Source organism: Methylobacterium sp. E-012 (genome assembly GCF_057836545.1).
On the sequence record NZ_JBYQEY010000001.1, the window covers coordinates 1,028,088 to 1,041,869 of the forward strand.

The 13,782-nt window shown below is 66.0% G+C and carries 13 protein-coding genes, 1 tRNA gene and 3 pseudogenes; 5 read left to right on the top strand and 12 right to left on the bottom strand.

The window, feature by feature from the left end; genetic code table 11:
• Positions 1-4 precede the first annotated feature (4 nt).
• A pseudogene (locus tag AC3IF1_RS04820) lies at positions 5-244 on the bottom strand (hypothetical protein); the annotation flags it as partial.
• Between the two features lie 248 nt (positions 245-492).
• On the opposite strand from AC3IF1_RS04820, the gene AC3IF1_RS04825 reads away from it, so the two are divergent.
• Positions 493-1,719, top strand: coding sequence for an IS110 family RNA-guided transposase (locus AC3IF1_RS04825; protein WP_489216194.1), 1,227 nt, complete (start codon positions 493-495; stop codon positions 1,717-1,719).
• Between the two features lie 95 nt (positions 1,720-1,814).
• Here the strand turns inward: AC3IF1_RS04825 and AC3IF1_RS04830 are convergent.
• From AC3IF1_RS04830 to AC3IF1_RS04860, 7 genes and pseudogenes are all read right to left on the bottom strand, one after another.
• Positions 1,815-1,928: pseudogene (locus tag AC3IF1_RS04830) on the bottom strand (IS481 family transposase); the annotation flags it as partial.
• 318 nt (positions 1,929-2,246) lie between these two features.
• Positions 2,247-2,435 (bottom strand): hypothetical protein, encoded by a 189-nt coding sequence (locus AC3IF1_RS04835; RefSeq protein WP_243971889.1) that lies wholly within the window; start codon positions 2,433-2,435, stop codon positions 2,247-2,249.
• 20 nt (positions 2,436-2,455) lie between these two features.
• Positions 2,456-3,991, bottom strand: coding sequence for an exodeoxyribonuclease VII large subunit (locus tag AC3IF1_RS04840; protein WP_243971887.1), 1,536 nt, complete (start codon positions 3,989-3,991; stop codon positions 2,456-2,458).
• A gap of 4 nt (positions 3,992-3,995) precedes the next feature.
• Complete coding sequence (locus AC3IF1_RS04845; RefSeq protein WP_489216195.1) at positions 3,996-4,922, bottom strand: hypothetical protein; 927 nt, start codon at positions 4,920-4,922, stop codon at positions 3,996-3,998.
• Between the two features lie 262 nt (positions 4,923-5,184).
• A complete protein-coding gene (locus AC3IF1_RS04850; RefSeq protein ID WP_489216196.1) occupies positions 5,185-6,117 on the bottom strand; it encodes a hypothetical protein in 933 nt (310 codons plus the stop codon).
• 216 nt (positions 6,118-6,333) lie between these two features.
• The gene (locus AC3IF1_RS04855) at positions 6,334-6,927 is read right to left on the bottom strand and encodes a hypothetical protein (RefSeq protein WP_489220319.1); all 594 of its coding nucleotides are present in this window, start codon (positions 6,925-6,927) and stop codon (positions 6,334-6,336) included.
• Positions 6,928-7,115: 188 nt separating this feature from the next.
• Positions 7,116-7,421, bottom strand: coding sequence for a hypothetical protein (locus tag AC3IF1_RS04860; protein WP_489220498.1), 306 nt, complete (start codon positions 7,419-7,421; stop codon positions 7,116-7,118).
• On the opposite strand from AC3IF1_RS04860, the gene AC3IF1_RS04865 reads away from it, so the two are divergent.
• Positions 7,420-7,575, top strand: coding sequence for a hypothetical protein (locus tag AC3IF1_RS04865; RefSeq protein WP_243971880.1), 156 nt, complete (start codon positions 7,420-7,422; stop codon positions 7,573-7,575). The genes AC3IF1_RS04860 and AC3IF1_RS04865 overlap by 2 nt on opposite strands.
• On the opposite strand, the pseudogene AC3IF1_RS04870 reads toward AC3IF1_RS04865, so the two are convergent.
• The 3 genes and pseudogenes from AC3IF1_RS04870 to AC3IF1_RS04880 form a co-directional block, all read right to left on the bottom strand.
• Positions 7,537-7,953: pseudogene (locus AC3IF1_RS04870) on the bottom strand (relaxase/mobilization nuclease domain-containing protein); the annotation flags it as partial. The gene AC3IF1_RS04865 and the pseudogene AC3IF1_RS04870 sit on opposite strands and share 39 nt — an antisense overlap.
• On the bottom strand, positions 7,950-8,261 hold the full coding sequence (locus AC3IF1_RS04875) for a plasmid mobilization protein (RefSeq protein ID WP_489216197.1): 312 nt from the start codon (positions 8,259-8,261) through the stop codon (positions 7,950-7,952). The gene AC3IF1_RS04875 and the pseudogene AC3IF1_RS04870, both read right to left, overlap by 4 nt.
• A 1,689-nt stretch (positions 8,262-9,950) precedes the next feature.
• Complete coding sequence (locus AC3IF1_RS04880) at positions 9,951-10,247, bottom strand: hypothetical protein (protein WP_489216198.1); 297 nt, start codon at positions 10,245-10,247, stop codon at positions 9,951-9,953.
• Positions 10,248-10,550: 303 nt separating this feature from the next.
• On the opposite strand from AC3IF1_RS04880, the gene AC3IF1_RS04885 reads away from it, so the two are divergent.
• The 3 genes from AC3IF1_RS04885 to AC3IF1_RS04895 all read left to right on the top strand — a co-directional run bounded on the left by AC3IF1_RS04885 (position 10,551) and on the right by AC3IF1_RS04895 (position 13,626).
• Positions 10,551-10,994, top strand: a complete 444-nt coding sequence (locus AC3IF1_RS04885; RefSeq protein WP_489216200.1) for a hypothetical protein — start codon at positions 10,551-10,553, stop codon at positions 10,992-10,994.
• A gap of 594 nt (positions 10,995-11,588) precedes the next feature.
• Positions 11,589-11,924 carry a recombinase family protein gene (locus AC3IF1_RS04890; protein ID WP_243971876.1) on the top strand — a complete coding sequence of 112 codons (336 nt, stop codon included), beginning with the start codon at positions 11,589-11,591 and terminating at the stop codon, positions 11,922-11,924.
• A 67-nt stretch (positions 11,925-11,991) separates the two neighbouring features.
• A complete protein-coding gene (locus tag AC3IF1_RS04895) occupies positions 11,992-13,626 on the top strand; it encodes a recombinase family protein (protein WP_243971874.1) in 1,635 nt (544 codons plus the stop codon).
• On the opposite strand, the gene AC3IF1_RS04900 is transcribed toward AC3IF1_RS04895, so the two are convergent.
• Positions 13,597-13,673 (bottom strand) — tRNA-Arg (locus AC3IF1_RS04900). The genes AC3IF1_RS04895 and AC3IF1_RS04900 overlap by 30 nt on opposite strands.
• Between the last annotated feature and the right edge of the window lie 109 nt (positions 13,674-13,782).

Genomic DNA, 13,782 nt, shown 5'->3' on the forward strand with positions numbered 1-13,782 from the left:
GGGATCAGCAAAGCTTGATCGGATGCCAAACCTTCAGCACCGAAAGTGCGGAAGAACCAAAGTCGCACGCTGAAACACAGGCTTCATAAGACGTGAGTCCAAGCAAAGTCTTTACGCGACGTCCAAAGTTGTGGGAGCTCACGAAGTCAGCAAGGTGAGCGCGGAGTTGCTCATGGCTATCGTAGTGGTCGCGCTTGACTGTTGCGTCCTTGATCGTCCGGTTCATTCGCTCGACCTGACCGTTATCCGGCATGATGGCCTCGGTGCCCCTACATTCCGCTGACCATGTGATCGGCGCTATGGTGAGCCCATCCGGGATGTGGGGCACCGGGAGCACGTGAGTGCGGGCAGGCCGACCCTTAAGCTATGGGCTTAGAGTCCGAGCCGTTATCTGGCCGCCCCTGCGGTTCGCCCGGATGCGCTGCGAGCGCGGATCCGTAGTTGCCGTGTTGCCCGCCAGCTCCCGTGATCAAGACACGAGGAGGCAGGCTCATGCGAGTTGTGGGATTGGACATCCACCGCGTCTTTGCTGAGGCGGTGCTGCTGGAGAACGGGACGATCCGGCGTTTGGGGCGGGTCGGGATGAGGCGTGATCACCTGACGGCGTTTGCCAAAAGACCGACGCACGACGGCCATGTCGTAGTCGAGGCGACCGGCAATGCGAGCGCGGTCGCCGAAGTGATCCGGCCCCATGTCGGTCGGGTCGTGATCGCAAATCCCCGCCAGGTGCGCCTCATCGCGGAGGCGCGGATCAAGACCGACGTGATCGATGCGACAGTGCTGGCACGCCTCTACGCCAGCGGCTTCCTTCCGGAGGTCTGGATGCCGAACGAGGCCACCCTTGGGCTCCGACGCCAAGTTACACGCCGGACCCAAATCGTGCGGCAGCGGACGCGACTGAAGACGATCGTACAGTCGATCCTGCATGCCCATCTCGTCCCGCCTTGTCCGCATGCTGATCTGTTCGGGCCACGGGGGCGGGCTTGGTTACTGGCCCAAACGCTCCCTTCCGACGAGAGTGATGCGGTCACCCGGCACCTGCGCAAGTACGACCGGCTGAGTGAGGATCTGAAGGTCGTCCAGCGCGAGCTAGCGCGCGAGGCCCAGGCCGATACCAACGTCACCCGGCTGATGACGATCCCGGGCATCGACATGGTAGTGGCGGTCGGGCTGATTGCCGCGATCGGACCCATCGCACGGTTTGCCGCCCCGGATCGTCTGGTCGCCTATCTCGGGCTGAACCCGAGCGTGCATCAGTCCGGCTCTGGCAAGCCACGGCACGGGCGCATCACCAAACAGGGCCGAAGCCATGCACGCACCATGCTGGTCGAGGCGGCGTGGCAGGCGGTTCGGGGACCTGGACCGTTGCGCGCCTTCTTCCAGCGCGTCTCGGCTCGCCGCGGGCCACACGTTGCGGCGGTGGCGGTCGCGCGCAAGCTCGCGGCGATCATCTGGCATCTGCTCAAGCGGGGTGAGGATTACGCGTGGGTGCGTCCAGAGCTGCACGCCAAGAAGCTGCGCGAGTTGGAACTGCGTTCGGGTGAGCCGGCTCGTCGCGGCCAGCGTGGGTCAGCCTACGCCTACAACCTAACCCGCATGCGCCAGGACGAACGGCGACGCGTCGAGCAGGCGGAGATTGCCTATCGGCGGCTGATCGAGGGTTGTAGCCGACGTGGGCGGCGGGTGCCCACGGGTCCCGCAAAGGAGGAGCGACTATGAAGACGGCGCGGCCGGCCTTGCACCTCAAACCCGACTCTTCGTCACGTGGTCACCCGTGGGCGGCAGAAAAATAGCACGATCCGCGAGGAAAGGGGCTGTTCAACCTCATCCGTGGTCCAGGGGTGACGCGGCCTTGTTAGCCGATGGTCGATGTCGTTGCGAGCGCAGGCAGACTCGACGCTGTGGGCTCGGAACGTCTGGCCGGCTGCGCTCACCCGACCGGCCCCGCCGGCCAAGCTACCCGTGGAGCAAAAGCCGACCCTGCACTAACTTTGAGTCCGGACCATCCGGTGGGAGCCGATCATTTACGACAAACGGCCAATATTTATCTTCAATCTCAAACTATTCTGGATGGTATCCTCAAAATTTTGACTCTGCGTCGTAGTTTAGTATGATAGGCCTCGTCGGTATTTGGGCGCCCAATCAGACGTAAACGGCCGAACTCGAAGCAAATCGAGCCCGGGCCGATGGATCCATTCTTCCCGTCGGCGGTAAGATTTCACCGCCGACGTACTTAGTGACCTCGACTATTGGCGCTGCCCGTTCAGCTCCCTGATCCGGGCATCGAGAACGAGGCGCAACTCCCGGATCTCGGTGTAGGCGGACTGCGCCCGCTCGAAGCCCGCGAGCCCGTCGCGACGGATCTCCTCGGTCAACTGCTCGATGCGCCTGACGGCAGCGAGGAATGTCGGGGCCTGATCGTGTGTCGGTATCATGGGGGTCTCCAAAAACTGGCTCAATGAGCGGTAGGATGGGAGTGGGGTTCGACCCGGACTGGCATGAGGCCGTCCGTGAATTGCAGCAGCAGGCGTGAGCCAGCAGGCGCCCTGCCGGCCCCGGTGATGACCGTTCCGGTCTCGGCGTCGATCACCAGCGCGAGGGACGCTTCAAGATCGGGGTCCTGGTCGGCAGCCAGGATGGTCGGCTCGGCCACCGCCTGGAGCGGCGCGATGCCGTGAGCGGCGGTGATCGTCGTCGCTGCCGCGAGTGCGCCAAGCAGGGCGTGCTCGACCTCCCGATCGAGGTGCCGCAGCCGCGCATGCGCCTCGGCGGCGAGATCCTGTAACGCCGCCTCGAACGCTTTCGTGGCTCGAGCCAGAGCGATGCGGCCCGCCTCCAGCAGATCGTGCGCGATCGCATCGTCGAGAGAAGCGAGCGCCCGCTCGGCACGCGCGCCAGTCTGCTCGACCAGATCCCGGACCAGCCTCGCCGCCGCTGTCGGGGTCGGCTCGGAGCGGGCGGCGACCTCGTCGAGAGCGGTGCGCACCGTCCCGGCATGCCCGAGCCCGACGATCAGGTTGGGGATCCGCTCGGCCGTGGCCGCCCTGGCCACGTCGAGGGTGTTCAGGATGTGGAAGGCGAACGAGCAGCCCCCGCCCCGGACCAGCACCGTCGCCGACAGGCCCCGCGCAGCGTGCAGCTGCGCGGCTCGCTCGAGCGCGGCGACCAGCGAGGCTTGCGCGCCGGTCCCTTCGAACGTCGCCCAGAGCCAGTGGACGCGCAATAATCCCATCTGTTCGAGGGCTTGAAGCTGGTGGGCGACGTCCCTGCGGGCCTCGCCGTGCTCCGAGGCGATCACCGCGATCTCGCATGGATCCTCGGAAGCGTCCCAGGTCTGCGGTCCAAATCGCAATCCGCTCGATCGCAGGAACGCAAGCGCCCGGTCGCGGGAGAGCGCTGCCGAACGCGCGGTCTCCTCGACCCCCTCGAGAGCGACGACCTTGGCCTGGACGCCCAAGCCCTTGCCGAAGCGATGGCGGATGCCGGTCCGCAGCGTCAGGACCACGATGCTGTCGGCGAGGGATGCCGGATCGAACGCCGCCCCGCGTTGCTCCCGGATGACGGCGAGTTCGGAGGGGTTCAGCCGAGCCGTGAGGCGCGGAGGCTCCGCAGTGAGGACTGCATCGGCCTCGCCGAGCATCAGGAGACAGCTGCCGTTGCCGGCGGGCTCGACGGCGATGACACAGGCACGGACGGTGTGCTCGCCCGCGAGACGCTGCCGCAACCAGCCCACGAGGTCGCGTAGCTCGAGGATCGGCAGGCGATCGACCGGCTTATCCGGCTGAGGGGGCCCGGGAGGCGGGTCGGCGGTTATGGGGGCAGACAGCCGGCGATGTCCGGGCGACGCATAAGCGATCGTGCCGGGGAACAGATGGTGACGCATGGGGAGGCGGATCTCGTGCGATGGCGTAATGTGTTCCGACAGGACACGGCTTGTCGGCTTGATCGGGTGCGCCGGCCGCCCGGGATTGGGGCAGCGGGCGCCTGACATCGGCTCAGCCCTCGGACAGCGGCACCCGGCGTAGGATGGGAGCGACCGGGGGGAGCGCCTGGGCGATCGCCGCGAGGCGGGGGTAGCCGGCGAGCCGCAGTTCGCGCTGCAGGATGGCCTCGAGGTGCGCGATCAGTTCCACCGCGCCATCGACGGTGAGGTGGGCGAGATCGCACAGCACGGTCGGACGGTGCGGCCGCACCACCAGGATCGGCACCGGGAAGACGCAGAGCCGTCGCAGCAGCTCCTCGTCGGCGAGGGCATCGAGGTCGCGAACCCCGTTGAGGACGACGATCAGCGCGTCGAGGGTGCCCCACTCGTACTGGTCATAGGCACCGTCGAGGGTATGGTGCAGATCGACAACGGCTTGCGGCCCGTCGAACGCGACCGGGAAGCGCAGCAGCGTCAGCAGGCCCCGCGCCTCCCAGTCTGCCAGCCGCACGCTCGCCTCGCGTGGGCGACCATCCTGCGGCTCGATCATCGCGACCCGGCGCAGACGGTCGATCTGCGGCCGCGTGCCCTGCGTGGCCATGAGGCCGTCGGCGGACAGCCTCGCCCTGATGGCGTCATCCCTCTCAGTCCGGGCCCCCACCACCTCGTCGTGCTCGAGGTCGAGATGGAGATCTTCGATCCATCCGAGCAGGTCACCGTCCGGGGCGACCGTGACGTTGAGTTCCACGACGTGCTCGCCGATGAGGTCGTCGGGACGGAGAGGATGGCCGGTCTGGGCCTCGATGCGCGCGACGAGTTTCGGCGGGAGCACGGCCGTGAGCCGGCCCCGCCGTGCCGGGTGCGTGGCGCGGAGTTCGCATCGCCAGCCGGCGTCATGGGGGCGTGGCTCCTCGACCATCGCGGAGATGCGCAGCGGCGTGCACTGGCGCGCGGAGGCGCTCGGCCCCCCGCTGGCGGGGAGGTCGGTCTCGTGTGTCATGTCGATATCCTTGGGATGTGAGGGAGGTGTGAAGACGCCTCACCGGCCATGCGCAGGCTGCGGTCGCCCGCCTCGCGTCGCCTCTCGTCCCGTCCTCGTGGGATTTTTCGTGGAACGCCTTCGCGTCTTTGGTCCCGGTCTCTCGTCTGTCTCGCTGATGATCCGGCCGCGCGGCGAAGGATCATCGTCTGTCTGTGCCAATCCCGTCGTTCGGGTCGTCGTACCCCGCGCGCATCGCGCCGATGCAACCCACGTGGTTCGGTCAGTCATCTCCTATCCCGCGTTCGGAACGTCGTCCGACGGGACGGCGAACGGTTGTTGGCCGGAGCGCCCCGATGATCTCCGGCGGAGTCGACAGCAGCGGTGTTGAAGGCTCGGTCTTCTCGGCGTTCAGCTTCCTCTTGCGACGAAGCATGTCCGATGGCTCAGCATCCGGGCGACGGTCGAACGTCCAGCTCCCGTCATCCAAGTCACTGAACGCGTGTGCCGCGGCCCGCTTTCCGTAGGCCTGCCAGTCGCGGTGCCTGCCGGCGGTCGAGGGTGCATACGCGGCGATCAAGGCGGCGACTTCGGTCTGGTCGTGCCCCGAGACGCGCAGACGGCGGGCGACGAGGGCATCGACCCGTGAGGCGTCCGGCCAAGGTCCTTCCCACATCGCGAGGATGTTCAACCGGTGTTCGCGGTAGAGCATCGCGTCCGGCGGCACGGGCTGCGTCGGGTGTGCGGCATCCGGCGCTACGCCCGAGCGTGAGGAGGCTCCGACGCCGAAACGCCGGACGAACCACCGCGCCTGCCGCTGGATCGCTGCTGCGAACGCGCTGCAATCCTTCCCCGTCGTCTGGATCGCGTGTGCGAATAGCCTGAAGCCGTCCGGGCTCGGATCGTCGAGGATCGTCAGTCCCAAACGCCCTCGGGCCGCACCGACAAAACCGCGGATCGCGGCAGCAGCTCGCGCAACCGCAGCCATCTCGAACGGGAGTAGAAGCTTGGTCGCGCTCAGGACAGCGTCGAAGCGCCTTCTCCCCCGGGCGAGGATCAGGGACGGTGAGAACCTCCGCTGGAGGCGATCAACGGCTCGAGCATCGAGATCGGCCAGGACGACGTGGTGGCGCCGGTCGTCGTCGGGAGCCAGATGGATCGTCCGATCGTCGAACGCCGCCAGGAAGCCGGGCAATGCCGCGGCGATCTTTGCCATCGGACTGGGCGGAACATGGGCGAGGCGATCGGGTATTCTGACCGGCCTAACGCTCCGGTCGATCGGGTCGTGCGGGACCGGAGCGGGTCGCACGGCGACGATGCGGTAGCTATAAGCATCGAGCGCGGCATGACACGTTGCCAGCGTGTGCGGGATCCGTGCCGCCGGCTCGTTATCACGTTTCAGGGGGGCGAGCTTGGGCGGCGATCGACCGGTCTATCTGGCGAGCGTTCGCGCGCTGGGCGCGGTCGAAGGCCGGGGGCCGACCAGCACCGATTTGAGCAGGGGCATCGCATCGAGCGCGGGATAGCTCGCGTCGTACCGCTCACGGACCCGATCAGCCTCGTGTTTGCGCCGCCGTGCCAGCACATGAAGTTCTGGATCGGTTCCCGGTGCGGCGCGCGGTGATCCGGAAGGTTGCGCTTCGGGAAGGTAGGCCAGTCGGACGCCCTGCGCAGCCGGACCCGGCTCGAACGGCCCGAGCCGAGCCTGCAGCTTGGCCAAGCTCGCGGCGCGGCAGGTCGAGGCCTTGATGACCTGACCATCGATGATCAGGATCGCGCCCGATCCCTTGCTCGCGTAGACGATCTCCTCCGCAGCGAGATCGCGGTGCAGGGCGGCCCAGGATCCGGCGCGCGCGACGATCGGGGCTACGATCTCGATGGCCCGCCGCGCGGCACTCTCGCCGCCCTGGTAGATCTCCGCCCGGGCCGCTCCGGAAGGCAGGGCGTCGCCCGGATCGAAACGGCGGGCGAGGGTCTTTGCCTGGGCCGTCGCCCGATAGCTCTCACGGACGCGGGCGGCGGCCATATAACGGGCAACCCGCGCGTTTGGATCGTCCGCCGCGGCCGCTCGGAGTGCGTCCCGGACGCGGGTGATACGCGCCTCGGTGCTCTCCCGGCGTTGCCCGTCAGCTTTGGAAGCGTGAGCAGCGGAAGCACGCAACCGGCTCGCGCTCACCTGTCGTGGGAGGTGAGCCGTGTCGGCATTGGCCCGCCTCAACCGATCCCGAGCCGAACCAGCACCGCCTGCATCTGAGCCCGCAACTGGCCGATCTCTTCGCGCATGTCTGCCAGGAGCCCGACGATCTGCTCCTGTTGTTCCATCATCGCGTCCTGGGCTTCGAGGATCGCGCTCATCGGATCCTCCTCGGCTTGATCCCCACCGCCCTGCAGGAACTGCAGGATCCTGCGCGTGTCGCGATGGGCGGCGTGCGCTTCGACGGAGGCATGCTCCGCATGCTTGGCGGCGACCTGCCCCCAATTCGGCTGCTGGCCGCCGGGCTGTCCTGTACCTGCTGACATGCTGTTCTCCCGTGACGTCTTCGAGGATCTCGAAGTGCGCGCCGGGCTCGCGTCGCCAGCCCTGGGCATGCTCGATCCGGGCGACCGCGCGCCCGATGGCGTTGTGGAAGAAGGCGACCTTGGTCGCCTTGTCGGCATCCGGTGCGACGCGTGAGACCAGCGCGTGCAGGTGCGGGTTGCCACCTTCGCCGAGGTGCAGCGCCCAGAGCACGCCGTGACCGCGCAAACCGGTCTCATCCAGCAGGATGGTCAGCGCCCGCTCGACCTGTCGCACCGTGGGTTGCTCGCCGGGTCGCCAGGACAACACGAGGTGCTCGACCGGTGATCGCGCTCGCGGCGCCCCCGTGACGGTGGAGATGAGTTCGGCGACCTGGCCCGAGCGGGTTCCGGCGATGAGGTTGAGCCTGCCGCGGGCCAGGACATCGCCGCGGTCGAGATTGTCGGCGCTGCGGTCGATGTAGGTAACCAGCGCCTCCACCTGCCGTGCGACCGGCGCACCGTCGCGGCGCTTGTCCACGCGCTTGCCGATCATGACGGCGCCCTCGACAGGGCGTCGATGGCGCGGCGGATATCGCGCAGGGCGAGGCGGCCGTCCTCGCGCAAACCGGGGGTGCGGATGGCGAGCTTGGCGAGGTCGCCGAGCCGGCGCAGCTCGCGAATGTGCTCATCATCGACTTGTGCCGCGATGTGCAGCCCGATCAGCCGACGGCGGGTGAGCGCGGCGAGGGTGAGCCCGGCCACCTGCGCTTCGCGAAGGAGGCGCGCGTGCTCGTCGGGGGCGAGCCGAATGCCGACCATCTCCGTGAGTTGGCGGCGCTCTGAACCACGTTGGCCGGACATCGGCGTCGTCCTCAGGGGGCCTTCAGGGGTGGGGGTTCGGGGGCACGCCCCGACAGGCTGAGGGGGAGGTGAGAAGCGAGAGCGCCGAACAGCCCCCGACCCTTTGCGCTCCGTGGCCGGCGGGGACGGCGCGGTTAGCAAAGGGCATCCTGCCCCCTGCGTCCTCCATGGGTGTTGTCTTTCCCTGGTCTTCCCGCGGCGTCAGCCGACGCGCGGTGATCGCCTCCGCTTTGGCCACCAAGCCTGGAACGAAGCCGTCGCGCAGCGCACTGGCGATCGTTTTGCGGCGAGCTCGTTTAACCGGCGTCGCGCAGTTTTCTACGTAGATCATAAGCTCGCTAGCCAACTCGAAAGCGATCAACTTTGTCGAGTCCGTGGAGGAATCGAGCATCGCCGTCTCAAGCATTCACACCGGCGCTTGATTGGTCAATGAGTTGACAATCACAGCGAAATTTGCGGGGGCGAATCACCGTAAAACACAATCAATATAACACTCATCTGCATCGATTCGCGGCAAAAAGTTCTTGCAATCGGTACAGGCAAGCGTGACCATGGTGACGGCGGAAGCTGACGATGCGTCGAGCGAACCAATCCACAGGTGGAGCCAATGATGGTAAAGCCAAAGCGAATAAGGGTCCCGATCAAGTCGGAGGAAATCTCTGCGTCGCACGAGGCGCTCGATGCGTTGCTACGCATTCCGCCACCGCCGCCACGCGAGACGATCACACTTGCGAAAGCCATTGGAGACCTCGCCCCGAAGATCCTGGCGCTCCTGGATGCGGGCCACACCATCGAGATGATTGCCGAGCGCGTTCGGCTTGGCGGCCAACCGATGCTCGCAGCCACGCTCAAGCGCTACATCGCGGCGCGTGGCGGCCGGCGCAGCAAATCGAAGGGGCGGCGCACGAAGGGTACGAAACCGGCAAAGCGTGGAGCTGGTCAGTCAGCCGGGTCGTCATCGCCCGCGATAATGGTCAGCGGCGATCCCTGTCCGTCGAACCGATCACCGACTGCGGCAGCGTCGTCGAAGCCAGCATCGACGTCACAAACACAGGCGATGCGGGGCATTCCAGTCCAGCCAGATGTCTCGCGACCGATAACCGACGCGCACCCAGTACAACAGGCTCGACCGGCACCAGCGCCGCTCGCACAAACGGTGATACCCGCAAAGCCACCTCAGTCCGCCGAGGTAACGCGGCCGGCGGCGCAGCCCGTCACTTCACACAATCCGATGCCGGCGCCGCCAATCCGAGAGACGAGCGTTCCGCTGAGCACGTCACGGGCGCCGACACCATCATCGCCTGCATCCATGGCAGAGCGGACATCGGGCATTCGAAATCAACCGAGTCTCGATTTACGCCTCGCGGCTGCGGCGAGAATGGATCGCGCACCTCCCCCGGGCTTCGAGCCACATCCGATTCCACAGCCCAGGAACAATCCGACAAAGAAAGAGGATCCGCTGTTCTGATCATCCGTCGAGATGACGGCAGCGATAGGTTGCGATCCGCGACTTACACAAACAGTCTACAGAGCTATGCGTCATACCAGGCAAAATACGACATCAGGCCCATAGTCGATAATCTTTCATATCTTCATACCAAGGGTCGGCATGAGGACTCTCATGCCGACCTACATTCTTCGTCGCGATCTTGAGATCGCTCGAATCCACCTTCAAACGATGGAGCGGACTCAATGCTCGGCGACGATGATGCCCCCAGGTTCGTGTACAGCCGGCCCCTCAAAACGGAGGACATCCGTCGGGATGGACGAGGTCACCCGCTCGCCTGGGTCCCAGTTACGTGTCCGCCGCCCGTCCAGACGGGACGCCCCCGCACCGTTGAGCGGAAGAGGCTCCTGCAGGCGAGCTTCGGCCTCACCTACGTCGGCCTCTTCGAGGCGCTGCTCCGTCGCGCGCGAGATGCTGGCCGCGCGAAAGGACATCGGCGTGAGGTTCTGCACGAGGAGTTGCGGCAGGAGATCCTCCATGGGATCCCAGTGTCGTGGAGTCCGGCAACGGTTACCGATGCGGCAGAGAAGTTCGTAGCCGAGCTATCGCCCTATCCCACCTTCAAGGCGTTCAAGGGTGACGCGCGCGGACGGGGACGCAAACATCCGGGAAAGCCGAACGCGAAAACCGGCGATGCCTGGATCACCGCATAGAAACGGATCCTGCGCCTGCTCGCCATCGCCAGCGAACAAGACCAGCTCATCACCAGCGAGCAACACAAACTCGGCCACGCGGTGCGCGCGCACGACGACATCGGTTGGTGGGAAGGGAAGGAAGCTCTGTTGGAGGAGCGCCTGCTCCTCGACACCAAGCAACAGGAGAAATTCCGCCTGAGCCTACCGGAGATGGTCGAAGTCGCGATCTACGGTCACATCAATCCCGCTGAGCTGTGGCGGAGCTACCATCTGTCGAGTGCCATGTTCGAAGCGGCACGCTGCGCCGGGTGGTGCAGGATCGGAAAGTTCGGTCCGCTGAGCCCGGACGGTGCAAACTGGCTGATCAACTACCTCGCCGGCTGGTCGAGTCTCGACAGCACCGATCCCGATGCGATCAGCCGGTACTTCCTCTGCAGGGACCTGATCATCGACGCCTGCAACGGTCTCGCCGACGCAAACATCCACTTCTTGCGCGGCGAGCTGCTGAACGAGGTCGAAACAGCGATCAAACGGGGGGGGCCGATCGAGATCCGTGTGCCGGCGATCATCGCGAAGCAGCGGACAGGCTGAAGATTTCGTCGTTCGACAGGACCGCGCGAGTTTTTACCCGAGTTTTTCAAAGCGGACTGGCATCATTGGAGAGCTCCATTGAGGAGCCCGACGATGCGTAAGCCATTTCCCCCGAACACATCTCGCCGAAACGGACGACGCAAGACCGAGCCTCGGCGGCCTGACGGACGCCATGCCCCCGGTGCGCGGGCTCGCGTCGCAACGCAGCGCCGCCCCGGTATCCGCAGGCATCCCTCGTTCGTCCTCGATCTCGCAGATCCCACCAACGTGGCGACCCGGGAGATCGAAGTGATCGATCGGCATCTCGGGAGCTTCATCGACGATCTGCTGGGTTGAGGCTTCGCCACCCTGCGAGCGTGACCGCCTTTGGAGGATGCAGCGACGACTCTTGCCGCCGAGTCGCAGAGTTCGCAGCCTCCATGTCCATGAGAGCTCTCGTTCTTGAACTGCTGAGGTTCCGCCAATGAGCCGACACGCCCACAAAACGCGCGTCCTGCCGTCTCTCGACGGACCGCAGCGCGTCGTGTGCTACCTGCGCGTTTCCACTGGACTGCAGACGAATCGGATCTCTCGCTCCCCGACCAGCGGGCACAGGTGCATGCCTTCTGCGCCGCCAAGGCTTGGCCAGTGGTGGACGCGTGTGTCGAACCATGTGCCTCGGCGACCGACGACAACCGGCCCGCATTCGAGACGATGATCGAGCGCGCCTGCGACGACGACCATCCCTTCGACGTCATCCTCGTCCCCTCTCATCCGCGATTTCTTCGGGATGCCTGCGGGCGCGATCCGTACGTGCGCCGCCTCGCCGAGGCCGGCGTGCGCCTGATCTCGGTCACCGAGGAACTCTACAACGACCCCATCCAGGTGATGATACGGCAGGTGATCGCCCGGTTCGACGCGTACCAGTCGAAGCAGCTTTCATCTCTCTGAACGTGCTCACCACCCCTGCCGTGCCGAGGTTCCCGCCGTGAGTCATTACACCCGCAAAGCGCGCGCCATGCCTGCTCTCGATGAGCCTCAGCGTGTCGTCTGCTACCTGCGCGTTTCCACCGGACGCCAGGCCGAATCGGATCTCTCGATCCCCGATCAGCGAGCGCAGGTGCACGCCTTCTGCGCCGCCAAGGCTTGGCCGGTGATGGGGGAGTATGTCGAGCCGGGTGCCTCGGCCACCGACGACAACCGCCCCGCGTTCCAGAAGATGATCGAGCGCGCCTGCGACGACGACGACCCCTTCGACGTCATCCTCGTCCACTCATACTCGCGGTTCTTCCGGGACTCGTTCGGTCTGGAGATGTACGTGCGCCGCCTCGCCAAGGCCGGCGTGCGGCTGATCTCGATCACCCAGGAACTCGGTGACGATCCCGCCCAGGTGATGATGCGGCAGGTGATCGCCCTGTTCGACGAGTACCAGTCGAAGGAGAACGCCAAGCACGTGCTGCGGGCGATGAAGGAGAATGCGCGTCAGGGCTTCTACAACGGCGCTCCGGTGCCGCTGGGCTACACCGCCGTCGAGGTCGAGAAGCGCGGGGCCCGGATCAAGAAGCGGTTGGCGGTCGACAGCGTCGAGGCGGAAACGATCGCACTGATGTTCCGCCTCTACCGCCATGGCGACGGCATCTCCGGTCCGCTCGGGGTCAAGGCGATCTCCTGCCATCTCAACGAGCGCGGCTACCGCACTCGCTCCGGGGGTCGCTTCGGGGTCGCGACGGTTCACGGTATCCTGACCAACCGCGTGTATGTCGGCGAGTGGGTGTTCAACCGGCGCTGCTCGCGGACGCTGACCGAGAAACCGAAGGCGGAGCAGATCCCGATCACTGTGCCGGCGATCATCTCCCTGTCCGAGTTCGAGGCGGTGCAGGCGACGCTGAAGGCGCACAACCCACGCACCACGCCGGCCCGGGTCGTGACCGGCCCGATCCTGCTCACCGGGCTGGCGACCTGCACGACCTGCAGCGGCCCTATGACGCTCCGCACCGGCACGTCGAAGTCCGGCCAAGTCCATCGCTACTACAGCTGCTCGACCCACGGCCGGCAAGGCAAGACCGGCTGCACCGGCCGATCGATCCGGATGGATACCCTCGACACGTTGGTCACAGACCGCCTCGTGGCGGAGCTGTTGCAGCCTGACCGGCTGCGGACGACGCTCGCCTCGCTTTGGTCGGTGAGGGCGGAGAAGGCGATCCAGGTCGACGTGCGGGTGGCGGCGCTGCACCGCGAGGTCGCCGGGGCGGAGGAGAAACTGAAGCGCTTGTACCGAATGATCGAAGAAGGAATGACCGACCTCGACGACATCCTGAGGGACCGTCTTGCGGCGCTGAAACAGGAGCGGGACCGCGCCAAAGCGGCGCTCGACCGGATCCACGTCAACGCGCGTCCGCCGGCGGAAATCGCTCCGGACCTCATCGAACGATTCGGCCGTCTGATGCGCGAGAACGTGACGACGGGAGAGATCCCGTTCCGGAAGGCGTGGCTTCAGGCGATCGTCGACCGGGTCGAGGTCGGGGCAGATGTCATCCGCATCGTTGGCGGGAAAGAAGCCCTGGAAACGGCCATCCTTGATGCCGGCTCAGCCGCGCCCAGTGTTCGCAGTTCTGTACGGAAGTGGCGCGCCCGAAAGGATTCGAACCTCTGACCCCCAGATTCGTAGTCTGGTGCTCTATCCAGCTGAGCTACGGGCGCCTGACACGGCGGCGGGGTCTCGCCCTGCCGGTGTGAGGGGGCTTCTAGAGGCTCGGATCGGGCTTGGCAAGACACATCGTGGCAAGAGAATCCGGCCACGAGCGTCGCC